This is a genomic window from Chitinibacter tainanensis DSM 15459 (assembly GCF_000429785.1).
GTDB classification, from domain to species: Bacteria; Pseudomonadota; Gammaproteobacteria; order Burkholderiales; family Chitinibacteraceae; genus Chitinibacter; species Chitinibacter tainanensis.
In genome coordinates this window covers 325627-349768 of the sequence record NZ_KE386952.1, presented here as the reverse complement: position 1 = coordinate 349768, position 24142 = coordinate 325627, and the positions used below count along the sequence as shown (strand labels likewise).

At 59.7% G+C, this 24142-nt stretch carries 25 protein-coding genes; 7 read left to right on the top strand and 18 right to left on the bottom strand.

Annotated elements, in window-relative coordinates; genetic code table 11:
- Window positions 1-86: 86 nt before the first annotated feature.
- On the bottom strand, window positions 87-785 hold the full coding sequence (locus G482_RS18855; RefSeq protein ID WP_051259051.1) for a BPL-N domain-containing protein: 699 nt from the start codon (window positions 783-785) through the stop codon (window positions 87-89).
- Between the two features lie 72 nt (window positions 786-857).
- Window positions 858-1115: a hypothetical protein gene (locus G482_RS0114085; RefSeq protein ID WP_028450565.1), complete on the bottom strand. Its 258-nt coding sequence runs from the start codon at window positions 1113-1115 to the stop codon at window positions 858-860.
- A 571-nt stretch (window positions 1116-1686) separates the two neighbouring features.
- On the opposite strand from G482_RS0114085, the gene G482_RS0114080 reads away from it, so the two are divergent.
- On the top strand, window positions 1687-3321 hold the full coding sequence (locus G482_RS0114080; RefSeq protein WP_028450564.1) for a methyl-accepting chemotaxis protein: 1635 nt from the start codon (window positions 1687-1689) through the stop codon (window positions 3319-3321).
- 61 nt (window positions 3322-3382) lie between these two features.
- On the opposite strand, the gene G482_RS18850 is transcribed toward G482_RS0114080, so the two are convergent.
- Entirely contained in the window at window positions 3383-4225 is an 843-nt protein-coding gene (locus G482_RS18850) for a helix-turn-helix domain-containing protein (protein WP_051259050.1), read from the bottom strand.
- A gap of 118 nt (window positions 4226-4343) precedes the next feature.
- Between G482_RS18850 and G482_RS0114065 the strand changes: the two genes are divergently transcribed.
- Window positions 4344-4970 carry an HAD-IA family hydrolase gene (locus tag G482_RS0114065; RefSeq protein WP_084414713.1) on the top strand — a complete coding sequence of 209 codons (627 nt, stop codon included), beginning with the start codon at window positions 4344-4346 and terminating at the stop codon, window positions 4968-4970.
- Window positions 4967-5230 carry a SemiSWEET transporter gene (locus G482_RS0114060; RefSeq protein ID WP_028450562.1) on the top strand — a complete coding sequence of 88 codons (264 nt, stop codon included), beginning with the start codon at window positions 4967-4969 and terminating at the stop codon, window positions 5228-5230. The genes G482_RS0114065 and G482_RS0114060 overlap by 4 nt, the downstream gene beginning before the upstream one ends.
- Here G482_RS0114060 and G482_RS18845 read toward each other — a convergent pair.
- Window positions 5227-5949, bottom strand: a complete 723-nt coding sequence (locus tag G482_RS18845) for a transporter substrate-binding domain-containing protein (RefSeq protein WP_156905411.1) — start codon at window positions 5947-5949, stop codon at window positions 5227-5229. The two genes, G482_RS0114060 and G482_RS18845, sit on opposite strands and share 4 nt — an antisense overlap.
- Window positions 5950-6012: 63 nt before the next feature.
- Window positions 6013-6381: a cystatin domain-containing protein gene (locus G482_RS0114050; protein ID WP_028450561.1), complete on the bottom strand. Its 369-nt coding sequence runs from the start codon at window positions 6379-6381 to the stop codon at window positions 6013-6015.
- 114 nt (window positions 6382-6495) lie between these two features.
- On the opposite strand from G482_RS0114050, the gene G482_RS0114045 reads away from it, so the two are divergent.
- From G482_RS0114045 to G482_RS0114035, 3 genes are all read left to right on the top strand, one after another.
- Window positions 6496-7449 carry an RsmB/NOP family class I SAM-dependent RNA methyltransferase gene (locus tag G482_RS0114045; protein WP_028450560.1) on the top strand — a complete coding sequence of 318 codons (954 nt, stop codon included), beginning with the start codon at window positions 6496-6498 and terminating at the stop codon, window positions 7447-7449.
- A gap of 250 nt (window positions 7450-7699) precedes the next feature.
- Entirely contained in the window at window positions 7700-8425 is a 726-nt protein-coding gene (locus G482_RS0114040; RefSeq protein ID WP_028450559.1) for a hypothetical protein, read from the top strand.
- 161 nt (window positions 8426-8586) lie between these two features.
- The gene (locus G482_RS0114035) at window positions 8587-8904 is read left to right on the top strand and encodes a DMT family transporter (RefSeq protein ID WP_034619752.1); all 318 of its coding nucleotides are present in this window, start codon (window positions 8587-8589) and stop codon (window positions 8902-8904) included.
- A gap of 60 nt (window positions 8905-8964) precedes the next feature.
- Here the strand turns inward: G482_RS0114035 and G482_RS0114030 are convergent, their stop codons facing one another.
- The 13 genes from G482_RS0114030 to G482_RS0113970 form a co-directional block, all read right to left on the bottom strand.
- A complete protein-coding gene (locus G482_RS0114030; RefSeq protein ID WP_028450557.1) occupies window positions 8965-9309 on the bottom strand; it encodes a hypothetical protein in 345 nt (114 codons plus the stop codon).
- A gap of 2 nt (window positions 9310-9311) precedes the next feature.
- Window positions 9312-10052: a sugar isomerase domain-containing protein gene (locus G482_RS0114025; protein ID WP_028450556.1), complete on the bottom strand. Its 741-nt coding sequence runs from the start codon at window positions 10050-10052 to the stop codon at window positions 9312-9314.
- 191 nt (window positions 10053-10243) lie between these two features.
- On the bottom strand, window positions 10244-10642 hold the full coding sequence (locus G482_RS0114020; RefSeq protein ID WP_084414711.1) for a cupin domain-containing protein: 399 nt from the start codon (window positions 10640-10642) through the stop codon (window positions 10244-10246).
- A gap of 49 nt (window positions 10643-10691) precedes the next feature.
- The gene (gene torT, locus G482_RS0114015) at window positions 10692-11678 is read right to left on the bottom strand and encodes a TMAO reductase system periplasmic protein TorT (protein ID WP_051259048.1); all 987 of its coding nucleotides are present in this window, start codon (window positions 11676-11678) and stop codon (window positions 10692-10694) included.
- 309 nt (window positions 11679-11987) lie between these two features.
- Window positions 11988-12929, bottom strand: coding sequence for an alpha/beta hydrolase (locus G482_RS0114010; RefSeq protein WP_028450553.1), 942 nt, complete (start codon window positions 12927-12929; stop codon window positions 11988-11990).
- 410 nt (window positions 12930-13339) lie between these two features.
- Window positions 13340-14758 carry a DUF2252 domain-containing protein gene (locus G482_RS0114005; RefSeq protein ID WP_028450552.1) on the bottom strand — a complete coding sequence of 473 codons (1419 nt, stop codon included), beginning with the start codon at window positions 14756-14758 and terminating at the stop codon, window positions 13340-13342.
- A gap of 133 nt (window positions 14759-14891) precedes the next feature.
- Entirely contained in the window at window positions 14892-15704 is an 813-nt protein-coding gene (locus tag G482_RS0114000) for a helix-turn-helix transcriptional regulator (RefSeq protein WP_034619751.1), read from the bottom strand.
- A gap of 2 nt (window positions 15705-15706) precedes the next feature.
- Window positions 15707-16102 (bottom strand): VOC family protein, encoded by a 396-nt coding sequence (locus G482_RS0113995; RefSeq protein ID WP_028450550.1) that lies wholly within the window; start codon window positions 16100-16102, stop codon window positions 15707-15709.
- Complete coding sequence (locus G482_RS0113990; protein WP_028450549.1) at window positions 16099-16644, bottom strand: YbhB/YbcL family Raf kinase inhibitor-like protein; 546 nt, start codon at window positions 16642-16644, stop codon at window positions 16099-16101. The genes G482_RS0113995 and G482_RS0113990 overlap by 4 nt, the downstream gene beginning before the upstream one ends.
- Window positions 16645-16856: 212 nt before the next feature.
- Window positions 16857-17834: a patatin-like phospholipase family protein gene (locus G482_RS0113985; protein WP_028450548.1), complete on the bottom strand. Its 978-nt coding sequence runs from the start codon at window positions 17832-17834 to the stop codon at window positions 16857-16859.
- A gap of 15 nt (window positions 17835-17849) precedes the next feature.
- On the bottom strand, window positions 17850-18797 hold the full coding sequence (locus G482_RS19800; protein WP_051259047.1) for a ChbG/HpnK family deacetylase: 948 nt from the start codon (window positions 18795-18797) through the stop codon (window positions 17850-17852).
- A 102-nt stretch (window positions 18798-18899) separates the two neighbouring features.
- On the bottom strand, window positions 18900-21467 hold the full coding sequence (locus tag G482_RS19795) for an ATP-binding protein (RefSeq protein ID WP_169721083.1): 2568 nt from the start codon (window positions 21465-21467) through the stop codon (window positions 18900-18902).
- Window positions 21468-21571: 104 nt separating this feature from the next.
- A complete protein-coding gene (locus G482_RS0113970; protein ID WP_051259045.1) occupies window positions 21572-22348 on the bottom strand; it encodes a substrate-binding periplasmic protein in 777 nt (258 codons plus the stop codon).
- A 257-nt stretch (window positions 22349-22605) separates the two neighbouring features.
- On the opposite strand from G482_RS0113970, the gene G482_RS0113965 reads away from it, so the two are divergent.
- Window positions 22606-24087: an amino acid permease gene (locus G482_RS0113965; protein ID WP_028450546.1), complete on the top strand. Its 1482-nt coding sequence runs from the start codon at window positions 22606-22608 to the stop codon at window positions 24085-24087.
- Window positions 24088-24142: the final 55 nt, after the last annotated feature.

Here is a 24142-nt window from a genome sequence, read left to right as displayed (position 1 = left end):
ATGAAAGCCGGCGATTGTAATCAGCTCGTCAGCCAGCCACCCGTAACAATTGCCGCAGAAAAGCGGCAGCATTCACACCGCGCGGCTTACAGGCGATCCAGCAGGCGGGCAAAATCAGCCTCGGCGGTGCCGTATTGCAGGCTGAGGCCATCAGCCTGATACCAGTCGCGGCCGGCTTCCAGATGCGGGCCGACCAGCAGCACTTTGCCGTGGCCAAAGCGGGTGCTCAGCGCGGCGATACGGCCGCTGCGCTGATAGCGGCCTAAAATTTCGGCCCCGGCGGGCGCGGTTTTGCCGAGATGTGGGGCGCTTTGGTGATAAAACCAGCGGGTTTGCCCTTGCCATTGCACTGGCAGCAAGGTGGCGGCGGGGCTGGCTATTTCGGCATCGACTTCATTGATGGGCACGAGGCCAAAAGCGGGTTTGCGGCTGGCGGCATCGCTGTAGCGGCCGGCCAGATAAGCGCCGGCACAAATACCCAGATAGCTGCCGCCCTGCTGCACAAACTGGCGCAAGGCGCGTATCTGCGCCGGGCGCAGGGCATTGAGCGTTTCGTCGATGTCATCCGAGCCACCGGGCTGCACATACACCTGAATCTTGGCTAAGGTGGCGGCGCTAAGGGTTTTCTCATTTAGGTAAATCACCTTGTCCTGCCGCGCCTGAAAAAATGCACCCACCGTTTCGCCGCAGCCTTCGCACGTGCCGGCGCCATTAAAAATCCCGATGGTGCGCGCTTGGGCGAATGGGGTGAGGGCGAACAGGGCAAGTAGCAGCAGGTGACGCATGGTGGCGATCTTCAAGGATAAAACCGCAGTATGCCAGCTTTGAATGACAGCGGGCTGACAGTTTTGGCTGGCTTAGCCCAGCTTCACCACGCCGTAAATCACCACCGGAAACGAGGCAAACAGCGTGAGCTCTGACCACAGCGGCAGGTGAAAAGCCGGGTAAATATGCTGGGCACTCACTAGCCCAAAGCCCAGCAAAGCAAACGCCAGCCCGGTGAGCAGATAGCCGAGCCAGCGCTGGTGTGGCGGCTGGTTTGGGCGCGGCGGCGGGGCCATGGCGCTGGGGTGGTCTTCAATGATCTTGAGCGGGGGGATGCGTGGGGTCGTCATCGTGGGGTTTCCTGAGTTTGGCGCATGTATTGAGCGTATCGCACCAACCCCAGTGGGCGCTGTGGAGAAATGCCGATGCCATAAGGGTAAAAATGAACACGCAGGGCGGGAACTCGGCCTGCCACCATCTATGACAAAGTTGTTGACCTAAGCCTGCCTGCGCTGAGCGCCGCCCGCCGCAGAAGTAGGCGATGACAGGGCTGGCGTGATGTACTTGGCGGGGGTATGTCGCTGCAGGCCTCGATTAATGTTGTTTACTGTCATATACCCATCATTATTGTTGCGCGAGAGCCTGTTGGCCTCAGCGCAGCCTATGCTCAGCCGCAGGTACGGCGGCCAGCTTAGGCGGTCCGCTGGGGCGGCGCAAGCCCTGCCACCGACTGGAGCATGGCGCGCCCAACTTAAAATTAGATAACGCTAATGTTTCAACCGCTGAGGGTGGCTTTTATGCCGCTGACCTAAGTCTTGCAGCCGCTCGCCAGATCCTGGCCCCGCCGTAGGCGGCCACTGGCTAGACTCCGGCCTTGATCAAGGCTGGCGTAGTCCAGCTCTCAGTCTGGGAGGACAAAAAATGAATGCACTATTACAGCGCTGGCGCGTTGGCGCCCGCTTATGGGTCTTGTGTGGCGTGGCTTTATTGATGCTGGCTTTGAGCGGCGCGCTGACCTTGCAGGATTTACGCCGCAGCATGCTCGAAGAGCGGCAGGCCAAAGTGCGGGCGCAGGTCGAATCGGCTGTCGGAGTGGTGAATTACTTTAAAGATCGCGCCGAGCGCGGCGAGCTAAGCCAGGCCGAAGCGCAGCAGCAGGCTGCGGCCGCGCTGCGCGGCGTGCGCTTTGAGCGGACCGAGTATTTTTTCATCATTGATACTGCGATGGTGTATCGCATGCACCCGCTCAAGCCTGAATTTGAAGGCCAGTTTAAAGGCGGCCTGCAGGATGTGAACGGCGTGATGATTTTGCAAGAGCTGGTGAAAGCCGCGCAGCAGGGCGGCGGCTTTGCCTATTTTCATTTTGCCAAGCCGGGCAATCCGCAGCCGCAGCCGAAAATTGCCTACGCCCTGCCGGTGCCGGGCTGGAATTGGGTGGTGTGTACCGGTGTGTATGAAGATGATCTGAACGCCGCCTACCTGCATAAACTCTGGCTGGGCGTGGGCCAGCTTTTGCTGTTGGCGGTGTTGCTGGGCGGCGCTTCGTGGCTGATTGCCCGCTCGATTTTGTCGCAATTGGGGGGCGAGCCGCGCGAGGCCATGCAGATTATGCAGGCGATTGCGGCTGGCGATTTGCGCCAGAATATCACCGGCCGCGATCCGGCCAGCTTGCTCGGGGCGCTCAATACCATGGTGGACGGGCTGCGGCAGATGCTGCGCGATGTGCAGCAACATGCCGGCACCTTGGGCACACAATCGGCGCAGATCGCGCTCTCGAGTCGCGAAATCGCCCAAGCTGCCGCGCGGCAGGCCGATGCCACCACCTCGATGGCCGCGGCGATGGAAGAGCTGACCGTGAGCATTACGCATATTTCGGATAATTCGGCGGTGACCGAGCAAGCCTCGCAGGAGGCCACGGCGCTGGCGCATGCCGGCGTGAATCAGGTGGGCGAGGCCAGCGATTCAATGGCGCAAATCGCCAGCAGCGTCAGCACCGCCACCAGCCAGATTCGCGAGCTGGATAGCAAGGCGCGCGAGATTTCCGGCATTGCTGCGGTGATTAAAGATATTGCTGGGCAGACCAATCTGCTGGCGCTGAATGCCGCCATCGAGGCCGCTCGCGCCGGCGAGCAAGGCCGCGGCTTTGCTGTGGTGGCCGACGAAGTGCGCAAGCTGGCCGAGCGCACCTCATCGGCCACGGTAGATATCGAGCGCATGCTGGCCACGATTCAGGGTGAAACCACGCAAGTGGTCGAGCTAATGCAAGGTGCCTTGCCGGAGGTGGAGCGCGGCGTAGCGCTGGCTGGCCATGTATCGGCCTCGCTGGGGCAGATTCACCACGGCGCCGAAGCCACGCTGGAGCATCTGCGCGAAGTGGCCGCCGCTACCCGCGAGCAGAGCGTGGCGAGCAATAGCATTGCGGTGCGAGTGGAAGATATCTCGCAAATGGTGGAAGAAACCAGCGTGTCGATCCGCCATACCGCCGATAGCGCCACCGGTGTGGAGCAAGTAGCGGCCGAGCTGCAAAGCTTGGTAGCGCGCTTCAGAATCGAATAGGTGGATTGGGTATTGCCCTAGAGACATTGATTAATATGCGTCAGGAGGCAATACCCATGGTTTAGCTACGTACGGCGCTACGATATTGCGCCGGCGGCAGCGCCTTTAGCTCGATAAATTTGCGGTAAAACTGGCTCACGCTCGGAAAGCCACTGGCGGTGGCAATAAAGGCAATGCTGCGCTCGGTGGTCAGCAGCAAATGGCAGGCATGGCCAATGCGCAAGCTGGCCAGCAAGGCGCTAAAGGTGGTTTTCATGCCGTCATGAAATAGCCGCTTCAGGGTTGCCGGGCTGGCCCCGGCCACGGCGGCCAATTCGGCCAGCGCCAGCGGGCGGGTGTAGTGCTGTTGCAGATGCGCCAGCGCCACCTGCAGGCGGCGATCTTCGTGAAACACCAGCCCCGGCCCATCGATCAGTCGCGCGCCCGCATCCTGCATCAGCGCGTGCAATATATTCAGCAAGCAGGCCAGCCGCGGTACGCCGCGCAAGCTATGCAGCTCGGCAAACGCGGGCTGCAGCGCCACCGCCAGCGCCTGGCTAAACACCACACCGGTGCGCACACTGGCCAGCCAGCTGCGCAAGGCGCGCAACTCGGGCAAGCCCCCTTGCGCCAGCCCATCCAGCCATTCGAGGCGAAATAACACCACCTGCACCTGATGCAGCTGGCCCTGTTCGGGCGGATTGGCCTGCCAGGTGTGCGGCTGGCCGGGTGCTACCAGCGCCAGATCGATTTCACCAAAGGGGTCAATATCGCTGCCGATATAGCGCACCCCGCGGGCACGCAGGGTGAAGGTCAGCTCGAATTCGGGGTGATAGTGCCACTGAAACGGGCACAGGGTTTCTTCCAGACATTGATAAAACCAGCCCTGCCCCTCGGTGGGGGAAATCCATTCCCTGACCAGCATCATCGCAATCCGTGGCTAAGTATTGAGCTGATTGTAGAGAAAATCCGGCCAAAACTCGATTTTATCGGGTGCCAGATCGTGAATACTGTGCCACATCACAGGCGAAGGAGTGAACGGCATGTTGTTGAATTCAAACTATTTTCTGTTTGATATGGATGGCACTTTGATTGATTCAACGGCCAATATCGAGCAAATCTGGGCGCGCTGGTGTCAGCGCCATGGCATTGCGCTGGAGCGGGTGCTGGCCGTATGCCATGGTATTCCCGGCAGCAGCACGGTGAAATTAGTCGCCCCTGAGCTGGATGCTGCGGCAGAAAGCGCGTGGCTAGATCAGCTGGAGGCCAGCGATAGTACGGGGGTGGTGGCAATAGCAGGCGCAGCCGCGTGGCTGGCGCAACTGCCGCCCGAGCGCTGGGCGGTGGTGACATCCGCCTCGCGGGCGGTGATGGAGGCTCGCTTGGCGCATTGCGGCCTGCCGCTGCCCCGCTACAGCATTTGTGCCGATGATATTGAGCACGGCAAGCCGCACCCCGAGCCCTATTTGCGCGGCGCCGCCCTGCTGGGCGTACCGGCCAGCGCATGTCTGGCGTTTGAAGATGCCAGCGCCGGCATGGCCAGCGCGCTGGCGGCGAGCTGCACGGTGATTCAGGTGGGGCAGCAGGCGCCAAGCCCGGCCGGCATCGCTGGGCAGATCAGTGATTGGCGCGAGGTGCGCTGGGCGCCTAGCACGGAGGTGGCAGCATGAATCCGGTTGAGCTATTAGGCCTATTTGCCGCCGCCTGCACCACCAGCTGCTTTGTGCCGCAGGTGGTGCAAGTCTGGCGCACGCGCAGTACGCAGGATATTTCGCTGGGGATGTATGCGCTGCTGTGTGTGGGGCTCTTGAGCTGGCTGGTTTATGGCCTGTTGATTCAGTCGGCACCGATTATTTTATCCAATGCCTTTACGCTACTCTTGGCCAGCGGGGTGTTGCTGATGAAGCTGCGCTTTGAGCGGGCGGGCTAATGGTTGAATAAGTTGGCCGGCATTTGCAGGCTGGCGGTTTGTAGAAATTCAAACAAGGCCTGCTGACCCGGCTCAACGGCGAAATGGCGGCTGAAAGCCCGTCGTGGTGTTGGGCTGATGTACAGCCATTGTTCCAGATCGGGGAAGCTTTGCCGCAGGCCTGGTAGCGCGGTGCGCTGAATCAGCGTGCAATCAATCCGGCCGGCGCGCAGCTTTTTCAGATTAGACAGCGTGCTGGGGGCATCTTCGCGCACAATCAAGCCAGCACGAATGCTGTCTTCAAAGTCATTAAGCTGGCGGCCCAATACGGCGCCAAGGCGCAGCCCATATAAAGACGGCGGGCCTTGAAACCGCACCGGCCGCTCACGCCGGCTGACAACCAGATCGGCATCATATAAATAGCTATGGCTCCAGCGCAGTTGCTGGGTGGGGACATTCGGAAAGAATTCCGGGTTGCCCCAAGCCACTACGCCATTCCATCCCGGCTGGGCCAGCAGGCGATCGAGGCGCCGGCGCGGTAAGGTGGTTGGGGTAAAAAGGTATTTGCCGCGTGAGGCTTGGGTTAGGTGCTGTGCTAGGCGCTGAGTCCAGTTATCTGGGCGATCGAGGGCAAAGGGCGCTTCGTCGTAATAGGTATACAGCGGCACGCGGGTTTGCGCCTGACTAGAGCCCCAAAGGCCCAGCCAGAGCAGAAGTGCAAGAAACAGAGAAAGTCGCATGCACCCAGCATAGCCGGCTGGGCTGCGCGCCTCAAGTTTGGGGTGAGCCGCGGGCAGCTGGGCTTATTGCGCTGGGCAGAGTGGCTGCAGCGGGGTTTTCTTGAGTGGCTGGGTCACTTCCCAGCTGCCATCCAGTTTGCGCCACACCACGGTTTGGTATTCCTCGCCATTACTCAGCCGCAGGCGCAGCGCGTAATTCAGGCCGGCCACCACTTGGGTGCGTACTTCTAAAATCTGCTCCAGCTTGGCGGTGGTGTTCATTTGCCGTAGCGCCACGGCGGCGGCTTCTTCGGCTTCGGGCGATACGCTGGTTTGCGGGTGGTAGCCACCGGCCAGATTGGCGGGCGGGCAGTTTGCGGGCGGAGTTGGCGTGCTGGCGGCGCAGGCGCTCAGGGTGGTGATGGCCAGTACGCTTAGTAGGGCGGTGCGCATATTGAAGCTCCGGTAATTGACAAGGTTTGCAAGGATGGCGCCATGCTGCGCCGGTGTGGGCCGCGCGTCAAGCCGGCAGCCTAGCGAGGCCGGATTTACAGTTACAATACCGGCATGACCACGACGACACTTTCTTTGCCAGAGGCTTTTGCGGCCCGTCTGGCCCAAATTGTGCCGGCAGCGCAATTGCCGGCGGTGATGGATAGCTTTGCCTGTGAAAAGCCGGTGGCTTTTCGGGTGAATACGCTCAAAGCCGAGCCGGCGGCAGTGCTGGAGCGTCTGCGCGCAGCGGGCTTTGTGCTCACGGCGGTGGATTATTATCCGGCCGCCGCCATTGTGCCGGCGGCACAAAAGCGCGCGCTGACCGAAACTCCCGAGTTTTACGCGGGCGAAATCTATCTGCAAAACCTCTCTAGCCAGCTGGCCGCCTTGCTGGTTGCGCCGCAGGCCGGTGAAGCGGTGCTGGATCTGGCCGCCGCCCCCGGTGGTAAAACCACGCTACTGGCCGCGCTGATGCAAAATGACGGTCGCCTGTCGGCCGTGGAGCCGGTGAAAGATCGGTTTTTCCGCCTGAAACGCAACCTGGACGAGCAAGGCGTCACCATGGCCCGCTGCTATATGCATGATGGCCGTGCGGTCGGCAGCAAAACGCCCGATACCTTCGATCGGGTGTTGCTGGATGCGCCGTGTTCATCCGAGGCGCGCTTTGATCTGAATGACCCGGAAACCCTCAACCACTGGACGCCGGCCAAGGTGAAAGAATGCAGCAAAAAGCAGCAGCGGCTGTTGCTCTCGGCGCTGCAGGCGGTGAAGCCGGGTGGGCTGGTGCTGTATTCCACCTGCTCGTTCGCCCCTGAAGAAAACGAAGGGGTGCTGACCTATGTGCTCGATCGTCTTGGCGATGCGGTGACGCTGGAAGCGATTGAATTGCCCATCAGCAATACCCAGCCCGGTATCACGCACTGGCAAGGCAAAGATTGGCCCGCGGCCGTGGCGCTGGCGCGGCGGATTTTGCCCAATGAGGTGTATGACGGCTTTTTTATTGCCAAATTGCGTCGGTTGAAATAAGGCAAGCTATTTGATCTAAATGGGGTATAGCGACAGAGGCTCTGATTTTAGAGCTTCTTGTGGCTATACCCCTTTTGTTTGGATGAGGTGGCCGTGTGCACCTCGCGCTGCTGGCGCGCAAGTGCCTACCTACTGGCGGTTGTTCAGCGCTCGCCTGGCCAGCATGTCATCGAATTGTTGTCTCCGTCTGCTAGTTTGAATGACATGCACCCGCATGCAAATGATCAACTAGCACCTGGAGAGCACGACAATGGCCACGACCCGCCCAGTATTGATTGGCTTGCTGATTGCAAGTTTGTTAGGCACTGCCAGCCCTGCACTGGCATACAACGAATCGAGCGCCCGCCGCGATTGTGATGACAAGATTGTGCATTGGGGCAATGAATACAGCGATGCCCGCTATGACGATGTGCAGGATACCGGCTGGGATTCGTATGATTTGAATGGCCGGGTGCGCGCCAATCGCGATGGCAAAGACCATGCCTTTACCTGCAAAGTGCGGTATCGCGAAGTGGTGAGCTGGAATGTGAGTCAGGATGCGCTGGGTGGTAAAGATGATTCGCACAAAAAACGGGACCGCGCGCTGGCGATCGGCGCGGGGGTGGTCGGGCTGGTGGCATTGGCCGCGATGATGAGTGGCAATAAAAACGGCGATAAGGCCAACGAAAAGCCCAGCGACAGCGAGCTGGCGCAAAACCAGAAACGCGAGAGCTACGCCGCTGGCACTGGCGGTAATCCGCTGAGCGATACGCAATATCTGCGGCAGGAATGCAGTCAGGTCTTGCAGCGCCATCTGGATGATGATCATGGCGCAGTGAAATCGCTTAGCCTGTTTAGCACCAATCTGAATGGCCGTAACTTAACCGGCGATGGGCAGGTGATTTTTGTGCAGGGTGGGTCACGTAACTTGACCTATAGCTGCAATTTTGACCGCACCGGCCGGATTTATGATGGCTTTTACAACTACCGGCGCTGACGGCTAAGTGCTTGAATTGATGCGCCGAATGGTATTTTTACCCGCCTGACATGCTTGCCCCGCCCGTAGCGGCCGGCGATAATGCCGGCCGCTGCCTCTTGCGGGTTTCCGGCAGCCTCGACCTTCCGAGCCCGTTGTTCAAGGCCCCGTAGGAGGTTGTGATGTCAGGTTGGCTGATTCTGGCTTTTGCCGTTTTTACTGAAATTATCTGGGCGCTGTCGCTCAAGCTGGTACAGATTTACCCTAGCCGCTGGCTGATGCTGGGCTCGGTATTGCTGTCGTTTCTGAATATGGGCCTGCTCTCGTGGGCAATGAAAGATATTCCGGCCGGTACCGCTTACGCGATCTGGACTGGCCTTGGCGCAGTGGGGGTGACGATAGGCGGGATTATCTGGTTTGGCGATCCGCTTAATGCCGCGCGCATTGCTTGCCTGACCTTGATCGTGGCCGGCGTGATGGGTTTGAAGCTCGCCAGCTAAAGCGCCGCAGAATCGTAGGCGAAAGCAGACTGAACCCGCTCGGGGCATCGAGCGGGTTTTTTATTGCTGATTGCCGGGCTGTGCGTGAGATGGGCCGCGTGCCAGCCATCGCGCCAGTGCGCGCAAAGCCAGCCACAGCAGCCCCGCCAGCAGCAAAACGCTGGGGATAAAGTACAGCGTATGCGCTAGATAATAGCCGCCGGGCATAAAGGGAAACTGCCCCGGCCACAGCCTATGCCCCAATAGCGCCAGCGGCAGTGTATATAAAAAGATAAACAGATTGCCCAGACCATCGGGCGGGGTACGATAAAATAGCAGCAGCACGATGGCGCCGCCCAGCAGATACAGCAACGGCAGGATCACCGCCGCACCTTGTAGCCAGCGCAGTAGGCGAGGGTAGCGCATGGCTATAGCCGCTTAATCCGGCCCTGATACTGGGCGAGGTGGGCGGCATTTTGGGTCTCGCCACCTTCGGCATTGGCGCTTTGCCAGACCGGGGCTGCGTGGCCAGTTTGCTGTAATTGCGCCACGGTCGCTGCGGCCAGCGCTTGCAACAATGCGCTGCCCACCACGGTAGAGGTGGCGGCCACCGCACTGGCGCAGCCGGGGATCTGCACCACGGCATCGCCATCAACGCCGTAGTTGTCAAACACGATCTCGGCGCAGTCGAGCAGCTTATAGCCGCTGGGGTGGCGCGAGCTGACCCGGCGCGAAAAATCCACCGCCGTGAGCGCAAACACCGTTGCCCCGCGCGCTTTGGCGGCCAGTGCCACTTCGATCGGCACGGCATTGCGGCCCGAGTTGGAAATCACCAGCACCACATCACCGGCGCTGACCGGTTCATCCTGCAGCAATTGCTCGGCATAGCCGGGCACCCGCTCCAGCCACGTTGAGCGGCGCGCGTTCACCATCACCGATAGCGGTAAATCCAGAATCGCATTCACCGGCACGAGGCCGCCCGCGCGGTAAAACAGCTCGGCGGCCAGTAGCTGCGAATGGCCGCTACCAAACACATGCCACAGCCCACCGCTGGCAATGCAGGCGGCAATGCGCGCGGCGGCGGCCTCTAGCTGGGGCAGTTGTTCATCCTGCACCCGCTGCAGCAGAGCGGTGACCGTGTTGAGGTATTCTGAGGCGTAGCTAGACATAGCGGCTCCAAGCGTTGATCTCTGCGCATTACGCTACGCCGCTGCAGCTGCTTTGCCTAGCGGGCGCAGGCCTGCGGTGGTGCTGCCGCTGGCTTTGTTAAAATACCTGCTGTGGGTATTTAATTGTAGACTAATTCAAATAATGCTTTTGACGATATACCTGTAAGCTTAGCCGGCTGGCGTGGTGATATTCACGCCGCCCCGCGCGGTCCATGATGAATCGCCAGCCACAGCGCACCCGCGCTGGTTGCGAGCACCTGATGCGGCGTTTGCGCCGGGATAAACAGATAATCGCCGGCCTGCAACTGCAGGCGCTCAGCGCCCAACTGCACACTGGCTTCCCCCTGCAGCAGCACCACCCATTCGTCTTGCGTTTGGCAATACAGCGTGGGGCTGAGTTGATCTGAGCTGACGATGCGCTCAATCAATAAATCTGGCCGCTCCAGCAAGACGCTAAATAGCTCGCCACTGGCGGGCGGCGCGGCCGCCGCAAACAGATTACCACTCAGGCTAGACGCGGCGGGGCTGGCCGGCCGTGGGCTTGGAACTGGGGAAGGATTATTTGTTGTGGGAATCTGGTTGTTCAGCATTGTTGGGGCGCCTGCACTGTTGCTAGATGATTGGGTCAGCCAGCTGGGCTTATTTCGGCAGCGGACGGGCAATAAACCATTGCTGCTCTGGCGCATTGAGTTGGCTGCGGTTGAATTGCTGTACATTTTCCGGCGTTAGCAGCGTGATCGGCGGATTAACCACTCGCGGGTAGGGTTTTTTCTCCAGCACCCGCACGGCCAGATCCACGCTAATCCTCGCCTCAATTACCGGCGAGCTCGTGACGGCGGCTTTGATTTTACTGTGCGCGAGCGCATTCAGTACGCCCTCATTGCTGTAATACGCCACGATGGGCACCGCCACGGGTTGATGCGGCATCAGCCGTGCCGCGGCTTCGGCGGCAACGGCGTTCAGGAGCAAAAAATCCGGCTGTGCGCGGGCCAGCAGGGCGCGTAACTGCGTCATTTGCGAGCTCAGATCGGTTGGGGCGTAGCCACCGTGAACGACCTGCGCTTTCTCGGCCGGCAGGCTGCGTTGCAGCCCAGTTTCGGCCTTTTTTACCCATTGCGCATTCAGTGGCCCGGGCAACCAGCCCACCACGGGTTTTTTGCCCGTGGTGCTGGCTAGCAGGTAATTGGCGGCCATTTGGGCCATGGCTTGGGTGCTGCTGTAAACGTGAGCGCTGATCTGCGGATGATCATTTTGATTGGTTAGATCAATGACGGGTACACCTTGCTGGCTGGCCTTGGTGATCTGCGGCGAAATATCGGCGCTATCGATGGTGGCCAGAATAATCGCCTGGGCGCCCAGCTGTAGGCATTCTTCAAACTGAGCTTTCTGGCGTTGCGGCTGATCGTAGCCGCCGGCTTGATAGATGCCAATTTTGACGCCAACTTGGGCCGCTTGTTGTGCCAGCCCCCACGAGACACCCCACCAGAATTTATCTTTGCCTTGGGGTAACAAGGCGCAAATCCGCCATGGGTTTTGGGCTTTTGCCAGCGGGGTATAGCGCTGGGCCTTACCATCCACCGTGGCTTGCACGGGCGCCCAATCCGCTTGCGCCGTCGTACAGCACATTAACAGAGCCAGAAAAACAGTTCGCATTGTTGTACCCGGAGCGAGAGTCACTCTCATCTTAGGGGGCCGCCCTGCGAATGCAAAGGCGCCAATTTACCCTTTCCTCCTGCGTATTTTCTTTGCACTTAGAGTGTGCATGGAATCGGGCCTATGGTCCTTGAACGAATATTTTTCCACGCGGCCATCGCACAATCGTGCCGGATGCTGGGTTGCCGAAGCCTCGCCTATGCTCATCCTTCCAGCTATTGAGAGCCCAGACGACTGGCTAGGGCCACAAAACTGCGACCCTAGCGGAGTGCGTGTGCCCAGTTAGGGCGCACTGCTAGCAGGATAAACCAATGGCAGGCCGATGCGGGTGGCGCTGCTGGGGGCGGAAAGATGGGTGGCTGCTGGCAGGGTGCGCTGTTCAGTGGGAATCTGTTTTTCCCGTAATTGTGCACCCAGCAAATCCAGCAAGGGCTGTTCGGCGGCTTCTTCGCTGCCGCTACTGAGATAAACCGTGCGGATACCCCGTAAATTCACTGGAGATTGGACTGTCAATTCTGTGAGCACCGCGCCATCGGCATACCACAGTGATGGGCTATTGAGCAGGTAATGACTAAATAGCCGTGAGCGTTGATTGAGTTGGCTAAGCCCCCATAAACCGCTTAGAGAAGTGCCCAGCCAACCTCGCTGCTTTGGATCAACGCGAAAGCGTTGTTCAACGTGTGGTATCACGGTTTCACGCAGAAATCGGCCAAATGCCTCACCGCCACCGCTAATGGTTAGACCGGCTGGCAATTCCGGCCACAATACACCGCGAATGTAGTCTTCTTCTGGCGCCCAGCTGTTGGGCGTGAAATCCCGCTCGCGGCGAATCTGGCAGGCGAGCAGGTCATCGGGGCATTCGAGCCCGATCACGATGACTGGCGAGGCCTCACCTGCGGCCTCGGCGGCAGTAATTTGCTCGGGCACGCTACGCAGTTCCGAGAGGGGGACTTCACGTTGCTCATATATGCGAAGCAAGTCTTGCATACTGCTACGCTCCCCTAGCCAGCTCCAATCTGCCACATACAGTGTCGAGTAAGCCCGATCCGGCTGATAGTTAGCGGGCAGCAGAATATGCACCCGATAGTGCGTGCCAATCTGCATAGCTGGACCTGTGATGGGTGTGAGCTGATCACCGCGCAGTGTGATCACGCTATGGGCAGGGTACTGGCAAGGGCCTAAATCTTGCCATTCGCTGCGGCTGGCTGCTCGATCGGGGCGCATGGCTTGCGTCCACCAGTTGGCTCGATAATTACGGCCAAGATGGCTACGCACATCGCCTGCATGGTAAGCCTGATCGGTTTGCCAATAATTGGCGCAAATTGCTGGACTAGACTCCGCAGATGCTGCGTTGCCTAGAGCTAGTAAGCTAGCTGCGATGAAAGATACGGGTATATTTATAAAGGTTTTGATTGGACTGGTTTTAGGTTTAATACTGCACGGGGGTATATGTTGATGCGTTGGCATGGCTCTCACTCCAGTGGGCGGTCTGTGCCGCTTATTCAGCATGGCCGGATGGCCACACATCCCCACTGTAAAAGCCCATCTAGGGTCGTTGAATGTCCGATCTTTACCTGCCGCTTGTCGAAAACTTGCATCGTGAACTGCCTCACTGCATCTAGCAGGGGGTGGATTTAAAGCCGAAAATCGGCCCCAAAGTCGGCTTCGGTTTGCGCCGGCAATTCGCCGCGCTGGCAGGCGCTGCGAAACTGCTGGTAGTCGCGCTCGACTTGCGCGCGATAGCTTTGCGCGTAATCGACCAGTGCGCTGGCAAAGCGATCATTGCGCCCCAGATAACCGCTGATTTGCGCGCCTTGGCCGCCGGCGCGGGCGTGCGAGCGGGCGAGGGCGCGCCCGCACAGGCGGGCGTAATGCTGTAATAAATCGCCATCTAGCGTTTCGAGCTCCACTGCGACCTTCATATCGCGCAGCTGGCGGAAGTAAAAATGCCGGCCAAACGGGCCAGTACCCCAACCAAGAAAATAATCGCTCGCGGCTTGCATCACGCGCTGCCCGGTCACCACGCGCTGGCCCTGATGCGTAAAGCTGCAGGTGGGGCTGGGGCTAAATTGCGCCAGCACCGAGGGCACGGCTTCTTTAATCTGCAAAAACAGCGGGTTGTCGCAATCATCGGCCAGCAGCAAGACCAGACACCGTGTACCCACACTGCCAACCCCAACGACTTTAAAGGCCATATCCTGTGGATAAAAATAGCCTAGCAATTGCTGGTGGCTATAACTGAGCGTGGTGCGATAGCTCTCGATCAGGCCGTCGGCCAGCGTATGCCAATTGCCCAGCGAGAGCCAGTTGTCATCTTCGTCGAATAGGCGGTTATCGCCGTGGATATGAAATAAATTGGGCGGATTGTCGTTCATGATCCAGCGGCCTTGCTGCTTCTGGCTCATTTTCGGCAGCAGCAGTTCATTGGTGCGTTTGCCGGCTTTGGCGATCAGGCCGTCCAGTAGGGTGGCGGCATCGGGGTCGGTAGCGTCTTCGCGCAGATCGGCGAAGCTGATTTTCTCGTACCACAGCGACAGAGCCGGTAGCTCGGCGTAATCGGCGAGGTGGCTTTGATAGCTGCGGATGCCGGCATAAACAATGTCATCAATCTTGTCCTGATGGCAGCCGATGTGGTCGGCGGCGAGGGCAAAGCTGGCCGCCAGCCGTTTTACATCCCATTCCCATGGGCCGGGGTGGGTTTCGTCAAAATCATTCAGATCAAAGATCAGATTGCGCTCGGGGGTGGCAAAGCCGCCGAAATTCATCAGATGGCAATCGCCGCAAATCTGTTGATAAATGCCACTGTGCGGCGTGCCGGCCAGATCGTGCGCCTGAATGATGGCGCTGCCGCGGTAAAAGGCAAAGGGCGAGGTCAGCATTCGCCCATAGCGCAGCGGCACCAGCCTTTGCACTCGCCCTTGGCTGGATTGCTTCAAGAGCTGCACCGGGTCGCGCTCCAGATTGCCGGGGTGATGATGGCTACCGCGGGCGGTTGTGTCGCGCAGGGCGCGGCCGGCGGCGTATTTGGCATCGAAGGCGGGGTGATTGCTCATGGCGGGCTCCAGCGCAAGACAGCAGATCTGCCCAGCATAGCGGGTTTGCCGCGGACTTGCCGGCTTTCACTGGATCGGTAGGGTATGTGGCTGGGACTGTTTCTTAGCTTTGCTTGGATGGATATACCCACGGCTAGTGGTTGGCCGCGGGAATCGATTTGCGCAGCTGTTGCGGGCCAATACCAAAGCGCTGACTAAAGCGCTGGCTAAAGCGCGAGGCCGAGGCGTAGCCGCATTGCAGCGCAATCTGGCCAATGGGCTGGCGCGTGGTTTGCAGCAGCCCCAGCGCGGTATTCAGGCGCACTTGATCCAGTAGCTGGCGAAACGAGGTGCCCTCTTGCTGCAATTGACGGCGTAGGGTGGATTCGCCCACATGCAGCTGGCGCGCTAGGGCTTGCACCGTCCAATCATGGCCGGGGTTCAGCAGCAAGAGCTGCTGCACCCGCTCATCGCTGCGGCTGCTGCGATCCAGCAGCAGGTGGCCGCCACAGTCGGCCAGCAAAAGGCTGAGCAATAAACCGCAGGCGCGGTGTTCCAGCAGCGGTTCGGGTTCATGTGCGGCGAGCGCGGCGAATAATTCATCCCATTGCTGGCCAATCACCGGGCTGGCGGGGCAGCTATAGCGCGGGCTGTGGGTGGCCTGCGGCGCCAGCCACTGCGCATGTTGCTGGCGCGCCAGCTGCACTAGTTGCGGGCTAAGGGTGATAACTTCGCAGCGATAGCCCTGCGGGCCGGGCTCGTTGCGCACAGTCAGCGTTGCGCCGGCGGGCATCAGCAGCAGCTGGCCCGTGCTGGCCACCCCGCTGTGCTCGCCCAGCCACCAGTGTTTTTGCCCCTGCCGCACCCGCATTAACACCGGTTGCAGGCAATGCACTTCGCGCAGCAGCTGGGTTTCTTGGGCCAAGATCAGCCCATGCTGAATACTGCGTAGCTGCAAATTGGCCATGTTTACTCCTGTATTGCGCTGGCGGCGTCTTGCTCGGCCAGCTCGAGCAGATTGCCATCCGGGTCGCGCAGATAGATTGACCACAGCGGCCCGCCCGCGCCTTGCCGGCGCACTGGCCCTTGCTCGATGGCGATGCCCAGTGCTTGCAGCCGCGCTTGTACTTGCGCGAGTGGCTCGCTCACGAGCCAGCACCAATCCTGGCTGCCCGGCTGTGGGTAACGGGCATGCGGGCTGATTTCGGCGCCAGCCTCATGCAGATTGATCTTTTGCTGACCAAAGTGCAAGGCCCAGCGGCCGGGGGCGAATTCAACCGCGCGTAAACCCAGCTGCTGGTAAAAGGTCAGGCACCTTGCCAGATCGCCAGTGGTGAGCACCCAGTGATCCAGGCTGGCGATCATGGTTGGGCGCGCCGCTGGTAGGTGGCGGTGAGTTGGGCTTTGCCCAGCGCATGCTGATTGAGCAGGTAGCCAACCAGCGCGCCGCTAGCTTGCGCATCCACGGGTAAACGCTCGATATCCAGCGCCCAGACAGTGTGGATATAGCGATGCGGTGCATCGCCCACCGGCGGACAAGCCCCGCCATAGCCGGGCTGGCCGTAATCGGTGCGGGTTTCCAGCGCGCCAGCAGGCAGCGCTTTGGCGCGCAGGCCATTGCTGGTGGCGGGTAGATTCACCACCAGCCAATGCCACCAACCACTGCCGGTGGGCGCATCGGGGTCGTACACGGTGACGGCAAAGCTGCGGGTGCCGGCCGGGGCGTGCTGCCAGTTCAGCGTGGGGGCGCGGTTATCACCACTGCACCCAAAGCCATTGAATTCTTGCTGGCGGCTCATGGCCTGGCCGGCCTGTAGATCGGGGCTGCTGAGGGTAAAGTCGGCCGCGTGCAGCATGCTGCTGGCGACCAAAGCGAGGGTGAATTGGCTAAAACGGCGGATCAACATCATTAAGCTCCAAACGGGGTGAATGTGCTGATCAGCATAAATTGGCGGGGGGACGGCGATGATGCGTAAACGCTCGACTTTGATGCACAAACGCTCAATCTGGCCCGCTCAGGGCGGCTGATTGAGCGTTGTGGGGATTTGGCGCTGGGGTATGGCTTTCCAGGCCTTAATTTATATAGGCTAGCGCGCAATACCCTTAAGAGTGGAAGTGCTTAGAATTGCGTGCAGGCATCGCGGTAGCCAGCGGCGATGCGCGCGGCAATGCTGCGTGGCGAGAAATCCAGCGTGGTGCTCTCGGCCTCGGGCATTTGGTTGGTAATCACCGTGGGCGACAGCAGCATGCGCAGGCGGGCGATGTCTTTAAAACCCTCCAGCTGGCGGATTGGAGAGTCGGCCGGCAAGCTCTGGTTGAGCGCCTGATACAGCTCGGCCAAGCCGTTGTAATCGGCCATGCGCCCCATATCGCCCAAGACTTTGTTCGAGAAAATAATCTCCAGCATTCGGTCTTGCGTTTCGACCAGATTGCCCGGCACCTGACCTTTGAGCGGGAACAGATTCACGATCACAAAATGCGCCTCGCTCTGGGGCGGCAGGGCATTAATCATTGCGCCCAGTGGCGCATTATCAAATAACCCGCCATCCCAGTAATGTTTGCCCTCGATCACCACCGGCGGGAACATCGGTGGAATCGACAGCGAAGCAATCACGTGCTCCATCTCCAGTCGCTGGCCATCGCGATTGCTAAAGGTGGCAATCTCGCCACTTTCGATCTGCACCGCCGAGAGCTGCACAATCGTCTCGGAGGCATTGAGTTTGTCAAAATCCACCAGCTCGGTCAGCAGCTCGCGCAATGGGTCAGCCGAGTAGACCGAAGTCCAGCGCGGCATATTCCACACATCGGTGCGCAACCGTGACATATGCGGGTTGCCCAGCAGCGATAAATTTTGCTCAACGATTTGCGGCGCAAAGGGGATATTGGGCACGGTGAGCTTTTGCCACAGTGTTTCCAGTGCAGTGAGCGGATTAGCGTGTTTGCTACCCACCAGCACCGCGGTATTGACCGCGCCAATCGACACGCCAGCCACCATTTTTACTGGCAGCAGGCCTTGTTCGTGCATGCGGCGCAATACGCCCAACTCATAGGCGCCCAGCGCGCCGCCACCTTGTAAGAGCAATGCGATATTGTTCATGACGGGTTTCTCCGGTTAATGCGCGGCAGCATAGGCGGTGGATGTGACAGTGCTGTGAGTGTGCGGCGCTAGCGCGGCGATTTCGCGCATGCCCACCACCCGGTAGTTTTCGCGCGCAATCAGCTCGCGCAGGCCGGCGCTGGCAAAGAGGCGCAGATCGGCTACGCGGGTAGCCCAGTCGGGGGCCAGTGCCCGCAGCTCGGGCGTATCGCTGGCCGGATGGCCAATCAGCGCATACACACCGGGGGAGTGGAAATAATATTTGAGCACATGCTCGGCCCACAGCAGCCGTTCTTCGTCGCGCAAATACTGGCCGAACGGCAGTACCGCCCATGCGTCAATCGGCTTGACCTGCTCGGCGGCACCGCTAATCAGGGCGCTGGTTTGCTGGCACAGCGGCAGCGGCATTTTGCTTTCATCTGCAAATAGCTGCGGGTCGCGATAATGCGGCACCAGCACCGGCAATTGCAGCTCGGCGCTAAGGCGCAAGACATGGCGAAAGAGCTCAGGGTGCAGCGCCGTCATCATATGGGTATCGAGATGGGTAAGCGGCAAGCCCAAGGCTTGGGCGCGCGCTACTTGTGCCGCCAGCTCATCGTAGGCGCGGCTGAGATCGGCAATCTGATAGGTATCGGCCGCCAGCGAATGAAAATAGCCGGCTGTATCGGCTAACCCTGCCGGGGTATGCCCGCCGGTAATGGGCCCCCAGCGATAATGCTCGCGCCATTCACAATTGAGCGTGAGATGCAGACCCATGTCGGCCGTGGCGCCCGCGGCGCGGGCAGCGGCCACGGCGGCGGGAAACCATGGGCATGGCGCCATGGCCGAGGCCGAGCTCATGGCGCTGACCCCGTGCAGGCTGCGCCAGGCGCTTACGGTGGCTTCGCACATGCCAATATCGTCGGCATGCACAATCAAAACACGGTCGGTGGGGGCAAATCCCAAGCGTTCTTGCAGCGTCATGGCGGTTTCCGAGCAGAGGGTCATGCCGGAAATTATGGCACGCGGGCTGCACTGGGCGGGCGCTGGGGGCGTGTGCCGTTGTGCAAACGCACAAGCTGACCGTTAGGTGGCCGTGCCCCATTGGCGCAAAGCGCCGGCCAGCGCTTCGGGCTGGATCGGTTTGACCAGAAAATCATTCATGCCAACGGCAAAGCAGCGGGCTTTTTCATCGGCCAAGGCATTGGCGGTCAGCGCTACGATGGCGATGGCCGGGTCGCGTACTTCGGCGTCGCCCGCGCGGATGGCGCGAGTGGCCTCAATGCCATCCATTTCCGGCATTTGCAGATCCATAAACACAATGTCGAAATCTTGCCGCGCCAGCGCGGACAGGGCATGCAGGCCATTGTTGGCGGTGTGCACACTGCAGCCGAGGTTTTCCAGCATTTTGACCGCCACCCGCTGATTCACCGGATTATCTTCGGCCAGCAAAACCCGATAATGCTGGCCATTAGCCGCTTGCGGCACCCGTGGGGTTGGCTGCGCACTGGCGGGGTTGGCCACTTGTAGCGGCAGGGTGAAGCTGAATTCGGCGCCTTGGCCGGGTTGGCTGCTAGCGCGGATTTCACCGCCCATCAGCGTGACCAGCTGCTGGCAAATGGCCAAGCCGAGCCCGGTGCCACCATAGCGGCGCGAGGTGGATTCATCCAGCTGTGAAAAGCGATTAAACAGCTGCGGGATTTTTTCGGCCGGTATGCCGATGCCGCTATCACGCACGCTAAATTGCAGCGTGCAGTGGCTGGCACTTTGGCTGGCCACGCTGATGCTGAGCTGTACCCCGCCGGTGTCGGTAAACTTGACTGCATTGCCGACCAGATTGAGCAGCACTTGCCGCAGGCGTCCCGGGTCGCCGCGCAGGCGGGCGGGTACGCCTGGGGTCAGCTCGGCCTGATAGTGCAGGCCTTTTTCGCGGATGCGCAGCGCCATCATCGAGCCCAGCTCGTGCAGCACGGTGGCGAGCTCGAAATCGATCTGCTCCAGCGCCAGATGGCCGGCTTCGATTTTGGAAAAATCCAGAATATCGTTAATCACGCTCAGCAGCACATCGCCGCTGTAGCGCACGGTATCGGCGTATTCGCGCTGCTGGGGGCTGAGCTCGGTATCGAGCAGCAGCCGTGTCATGCCGAGCACGCCATTAATCGGGGTGCGAATTTCGTGGCTCATATTGGCCAGAAACTGGCTCTTGGCCTGATTGGCGGCCTCGGCCGCTTGCTTGGCGTGTTCAAGTTGCAGCTGCACTTGTTTTTGCGCGGTAACATCGGTGGCGATGCCATACCAGGTAGTGTCACCTTCTGGCGTGCGCTCCGGCTTGGCATGGCCCTCAACCCAGATTTCACCCTTCACGGGGTGGTTGACCCGGTAAATGGTGTCCCAGTGGCTGAGGGTTTCCAGTGCTTGCATATAGCTGGCCACCACTGCGGGCAGATCATCCGGATGCACGACTGCCAATACCCGTGAGGCATCGTTGGCCACGTCTTCAGGTTGCAGGCCGTAAATATCCTCGATACCGGCGCTGGCATACAGATAGGCGCTGCTGCCATCGAGATTCATCCGGGTTTGAAAAATCAGGCCGGGGACTTCCTGCCCAATTTTCTGAAAGCGTTCGTGCAGGCGTTTGCGCTCGCTGCGTGCTTGCTGGCGCTCGAGTGCGGTTTCTACCCAGCGAGCCACCAGCCGCAAAAACCCGACGTCGATTTCATCGAAGAGCCGGCTATACACTTGGGGCGAAGAAAAACTCAGCGTGCCATAGCGCTGGCCCGCGACCCGCAGCGGTACGCCGATATAAGCTTCCAGCCCGAAACGCCGGTAACAGGGCGCTTGTGACCAGCGTGAACTGCCCATGGCCGAAACGCTAAACACATCGTTGGTTTCCAGCGTGAGCTGGCAGTAGGTTTCGGCCAGCGGATAATGCGCGGCCAGCTGCGGGGTTTGGCCATCCAGATAGGTGGCCACCACGCGGTAGTCTTGGGCGGTAATCTGGCCGATGGCGCCAAAGGGAAGGCCAAAATAGTCCCCCCCCAGCTGCAAGGCGGCCTGCATCAGCGCCAGATCATCATCGCCGGTGAGTTCGCTAATCCGGTATAGCGTGGTCAAGGCCATTTGCTGCCGGCGCTGGCTGGCCTGTTCGGCGGCGGAAGCCGCCTTTTGGCGCTGAAACACCAGTAATTGCGCCAGCGTGGCCAATAGGGGTGCCAGTTCATCCAGCTGCAGTGGCAGCAAATCTCGCTCTTGTACGGCCAGCAGGGCGATGCCTTCCAAATGGTTTTCGCGGTGCAGGGGCAGTGCCAGCCAGCGGGTGCCGGCTTGCGCCGCTAGCCAAGCCAAGGCCGGCTGATTCAGCGCCTTTAGCTGATCCAGCGAGACCCAGCAAGGTTGGCAGCGATGCAGGCGCTGCCAGTCTTCGCAGGGAAGTTGCAGTGGCGCCAGCGCCGCAGGTTGGCTCAGTTGCGGCCCTTCGCTAATGGCCAGAATGCCCAGCGCCCCATCATCACGCAAGCTGGCCAGCAGTCCGCCGCGCGCCGGGGCGAGTGGCAGCAGCTGGCGCAAGGCTTGTTGCCACACAGCGGGGGCAACACTGTCGGCCAAAAAGGCGGACTGAGCCTGCAAAATAGCGGTCAGAATGGCGGGATTCACGCGGCTGTTACAGTACATTCAAACGGGATAAGTTTCAGGATAGCGGAATGCAGGCTATCACCCAATGAAAATTGCTGTTTTGCCGCGGCGCAAAGCGAGTGGAACTACTGCAGGCTGGCGCGAAATTCGCGCATTAGGCGCTCATATTCGCCATTGGCTTTGATGGTGCGCAGGCCTTCTTCGAATAGCTCGGCCAGCTTTTGCCCATCGGGGTGTTTCTTGCTAAAGCCGATATAGAAGCTGGCCTGATTCACTAGCCCGACTTCGAGCAGCGCGCCTTTGAAGGCCGGGTTTTTCTTGAATAGCAGTTTGGCCGGGGTGGTGTTGATCAGGGCGTAGTCGATGCGCCCGCCCGCCAGTAGTTTGCGCAGCTGGACTTCATCGCTGGGGGAAATATCTTTGCGGATGCGGCTATCCTGCATGATTACCGGCGGATAGGTGTAGCCATTGGTGGCGCCCACCGCATGCCCGGGTAAGTCGGCCGCGCTTAGGCCAGTGCGATGCGGGGCGCGGGCGAAAATCGACAGGCCTTCCTGAAACAGCGGTGTGCGGTGAAAGTAAAAGCGCTTGGCGTTGTCGCTATTGATTTCAATATCAAAACAGCCCAGCGCCTGCCCTTCTTCGGTTTCGCGCAGGCAGCGGCTAAAGGGCACCGCCCGGTAATTGACCTTGATTTGCTGGGTGGCAAATGCTGCGGTGATGATTTTGGGCGCCAGGCCCTGAATGCCCTCTTTGCCCCGCTCGACATAAGAATACGGCGCCCAATCATCTTCGGCGTTCAGGGTGATGGTGGTTTGGGCCAGTGCTGGCATTGCCAGCAAGAGGGCCAGCAGCAACAAAGGCATGGCGGCGCGCAGCAGAATTATATTTACCGTCAGCATGGCTGCTTACGCTGGTGCTGGGGTAGCAAGACGGGCGCTGAGACGATAAACGGCGTGCGTGCGGGCTTTCCTACATGCTGTGCTGGCACGGTGAAAAATCCCTGCAAGCTGGCGTCGCCGATTTTAGGTCAAGCTGTTTGACTGGCTTTGTGGCTGCACTGTATTTGACTAGGGATAGCCACAAACGACAGCGCAGGGCTTTTCAGGCATCATCAACTGACCATTTTTTAATCAAAACATAGGATGCAGCCCACGTAATGAGTACCTCTTCCTCCCCGCCTACCTTGCGGCGCAATCTGAAAGCGCGCCATTTGTCGATGATTGCCATCGGTGGTTCGATTGGTACCGGGCTGTTTGTGGCCTCGGGCGCCACCATTGCCCAGGCCGGCCCAGGCGGCGCGATTGCGGCCTACCTGCTGATCGGTCTGATGGTGTATTTCCTGATGACGAGTCTGGGTGAGCTGGCAGCCTATATGCCGGTGTCGGGCTCGTTTGCCACCTATGGTGCGCGCTTTGTCGAGCCGGGCTTTGGTTTCGCGCTGGGCTGGAATTACTGGTACAACTGGGCGGTGACCATTGCGGTCGAGCTGGTCGCGGCGCAGCTGATTATGGCGTTCTGGTTTCCCGATGTGCCGGGTATTTACTGGAGTGCCGGCTTTCTGGCGGTGATGTTTGCGCTGAATTACATCTCGGTGCGGGGCTTTGGTGAGGCCGAATACTGGTGCTCGCTGATCAAAGTGGTGACGGTGATTGTGTTTATCGCCACCGGCCTGTTGATGATTTTTGGCGTGATGCACGGCGGTGAGCAGGGCGGCTGGCATAACTTCACCCTGGGTGAGGCGCCTTTTGTCGGTGGCCTGCCCGCGATGATTGGCGTGATGATGGTGGCCGGCTTTTCGTTTCAGGGTACCGAGCTGATTGGCGTGGCCGCTGGCGAGGCCGAAAACCCGCATAAAGCGATTCCACGGGCGATCCGGCAGGTGTTCTGGCGGATTTTGCTGTTTTATGTGATCGCCATTTTCCTGATTGGTTTGCTGATCCCTTATACCGATCCTAAGCTGCTGAAAAACGATATTGCCGACATTGGGATGAGCCCGTTCACGCTGGTGTTCCAGAATGCCGGCCTGGCCTTTGCGGCCGCCTTGATGAATACAGTGATTCTCACGGCGATTATCTCGGCCGGTAATTCGGGTATGTATGCCTCAACGCGGATGCTGTTTACCCTGGCTCAGCAGGGCTTGGCGCCCAAGATCTTTGCCAAGCTGGCGGGCAACGGTGTGCCGCGCAATGCGCTGTATGCCACCACGGCAGTGGGTATGCTGTGTTTCCTGACCGCGCTGGGCGAAGATAAAACCGTGTATCTGTGGCTACTGAATATGTCGGGCATGACTGGTTTTATTGCCTGGCTGGGGATTGCGGTGAGCCATTATCGTTTCCGCCAAGGGTTTCTGGCACAAGGCCATTCGCTGGATGAGCTGCCGTATCGCTCGCCGTTTTTCCCGTATGGGCCGCTATTTGCGTTTAGCCTGTGTGTCTTGGTGATGTTGGGGCAAAACTATCAGGCCTTTGCCGCCGGCAAGATCGATTGGCTGGGCGTTACCGCAACGTATATCGGGATTCCGCTGTTTCTGGCGATCTGGTGGGGCTATCGCCTCAAGCATAAAACCCGCCTGGTCCGCCCGGAAGAAATGAGCTTTGAAGATGCGCGTGAAGCCTTGCTGCATAGCGAGAAGCGCTAGGGTATATCGCCCCAGGTATTATATTGAATGCTCTTTAGGTTAATACAGCCTGGCG

What these genes read in the sequence shown, in the direction of transcription:
- G482_RS18855 (WP_051259051.1), bottom strand. Translation starts at nt 785, where the DNA reads ATGCGTCACCTGCTGCTACTTGCCCTGTTCGCCCTCACCCCATTCGCC.
- G482_RS0114085 (WP_028450565.1), bottom strand. Translation starts at nt 1,115, where the DNA reads ATGACGACCCCACGCATCCCCCCGCTCAAGATCATTGAAGACCACCCC.
- G482_RS0114080 (WP_028450564.1), top strand. Translation starts at nt 1,687, where the DNA reads ATGAATGCACTATTACAGCGCTGGCGCGTTGGCGCCCGCTTATGGGTC.
- G482_RS18850 (WP_051259050.1), bottom strand. Translation starts at nt 4,225, where the DNA reads ATGCTGGTCAGGGAATGGATTTCCCCCACCGAGGGGCAGGGCTGGTTT.
- G482_RS0114065 (WP_084414713.1), top strand. Translation starts at nt 4,344, where the DNA reads ATGTTGTTGAATTCAAACTATTTTCTGTTTGATATGGATGGCACTTTG.
- G482_RS0114060 (WP_028450562.1), top strand. Translation starts at nt 4,967, where the DNA reads ATGAATCCGGTTGAGCTATTAGGCCTATTTGCCGCCGCCTGCACCACC.
- G482_RS18845 (WP_156905411.1), bottom strand. Translation starts at nt 5,949, where the DNA reads ATGCGACTTTCTCTGTTTCTTGCACTTCTGCTCTGGCTGGGCCTTTGG.
- G482_RS0114050 (WP_028450561.1), bottom strand. Translation starts at nt 6,381, where the DNA reads ATGCGCACCGCCCTACTAAGCGTACTGGCCATCACCACCCTGAGCGCC.
- G482_RS0114045 (WP_028450560.1), top strand. Translation starts at nt 6,496, where the DNA reads ATGACCACGACGACACTTTCTTTGCCAGAGGCTTTTGCGGCCCGTCTG.
- G482_RS0114040 (WP_028450559.1), top strand. Translation starts at nt 7,700, where the DNA reads ATGGCCACGACCCGCCCAGTATTGATTGGCTTGCTGATTGCAAGTTTG.
- G482_RS0114035 (WP_034619752.1), top strand. Translation starts at nt 8,587, where the DNA reads ATGTCAGGTTGGCTGATTCTGGCTTTTGCCGTTTTTACTGAAATTATC.
- G482_RS0114030 (WP_028450557.1), bottom strand. Translation starts at nt 9,309, where the DNA reads ATGCGCTACCCTCGCCTACTGCGCTGGCTACAAGGTGCGGCGGTGATC.
- G482_RS0114025 (WP_028450556.1), bottom strand. Translation starts at nt 10,052, where the DNA reads ATGTCTAGCTACGCCTCAGAATACCTCAACACGGTCACCGCTCTGCTG.
- G482_RS0114020 (WP_084414711.1), bottom strand. Translation starts at nt 10,642, where the DNA reads ATGCTGAACAACCAGATTCCCACAACAAATAATCCTTCCCCAGTTCCA.
- torT (WP_051259048.1), bottom strand. Translation starts at nt 11,678, where the DNA reads ATGTGCTGTACGACGGCGCAAGCGGATTGGGCGCCCGTGCAAGCCACG.
- G482_RS0114010 (WP_028450553.1), bottom strand. Translation starts at nt 12,929, where the DNA reads ATGCGCCCCGATCGAGCAGCCAGCCGCAGCGAATGGCAAGATTTAGGC.
- G482_RS0114005 (WP_028450552.1), bottom strand. Translation starts at nt 14,758, where the DNA reads ATGAGCAATCACCCCGCCTTCGATGCCAAATACGCCGCCGGCCGCGCC.
- G482_RS0114000 (WP_034619751.1), bottom strand. Translation starts at nt 15,704, where the DNA reads ATGGCCAATTTGCAGCTACGCAGTATTCAGCATGGGCTGATCTTGGCC.
- G482_RS0113995 (WP_028450550.1), bottom strand. Translation starts at nt 16,102, where the DNA reads ATGATCGCCAGCCTGGATCACTGGGTGCTCACCACTGGCGATCTGGCA.
- G482_RS0113990 (WP_028450549.1), bottom strand. Translation starts at nt 16,644, where the DNA reads ATGTTGATCCGCCGTTTTAGCCAATTCACCCTCGCTTTGGTCGCCAGC.
- G482_RS0113985 (WP_028450548.1), bottom strand. Translation starts at nt 17,834, where the DNA reads ATGAACAATATCGCATTGCTCTTACAAGGTGGCGGCGCGCTGGGCGCC.
- G482_RS19800 (WP_051259047.1), bottom strand. Translation starts at nt 18,797, where the DNA reads ATGACGCTGCAAGAACGCTTGGGATTTGCCCCCACCGACCGTGTTTTG.
- G482_RS0113970 (WP_051259045.1), bottom strand. Translation starts at nt 22,348, where the DNA reads ATGCTGACGGTAAATATAATTCTGCTGCGCGCCGCCATGCCTTTGTTG.
- G482_RS0113965 (WP_028450546.1), top strand. Translation starts at nt 22,606, where the DNA reads ATGAGTACCTCTTCCTCCCCGCCTACCTTGCGGCGCAATCTGAAAGCG.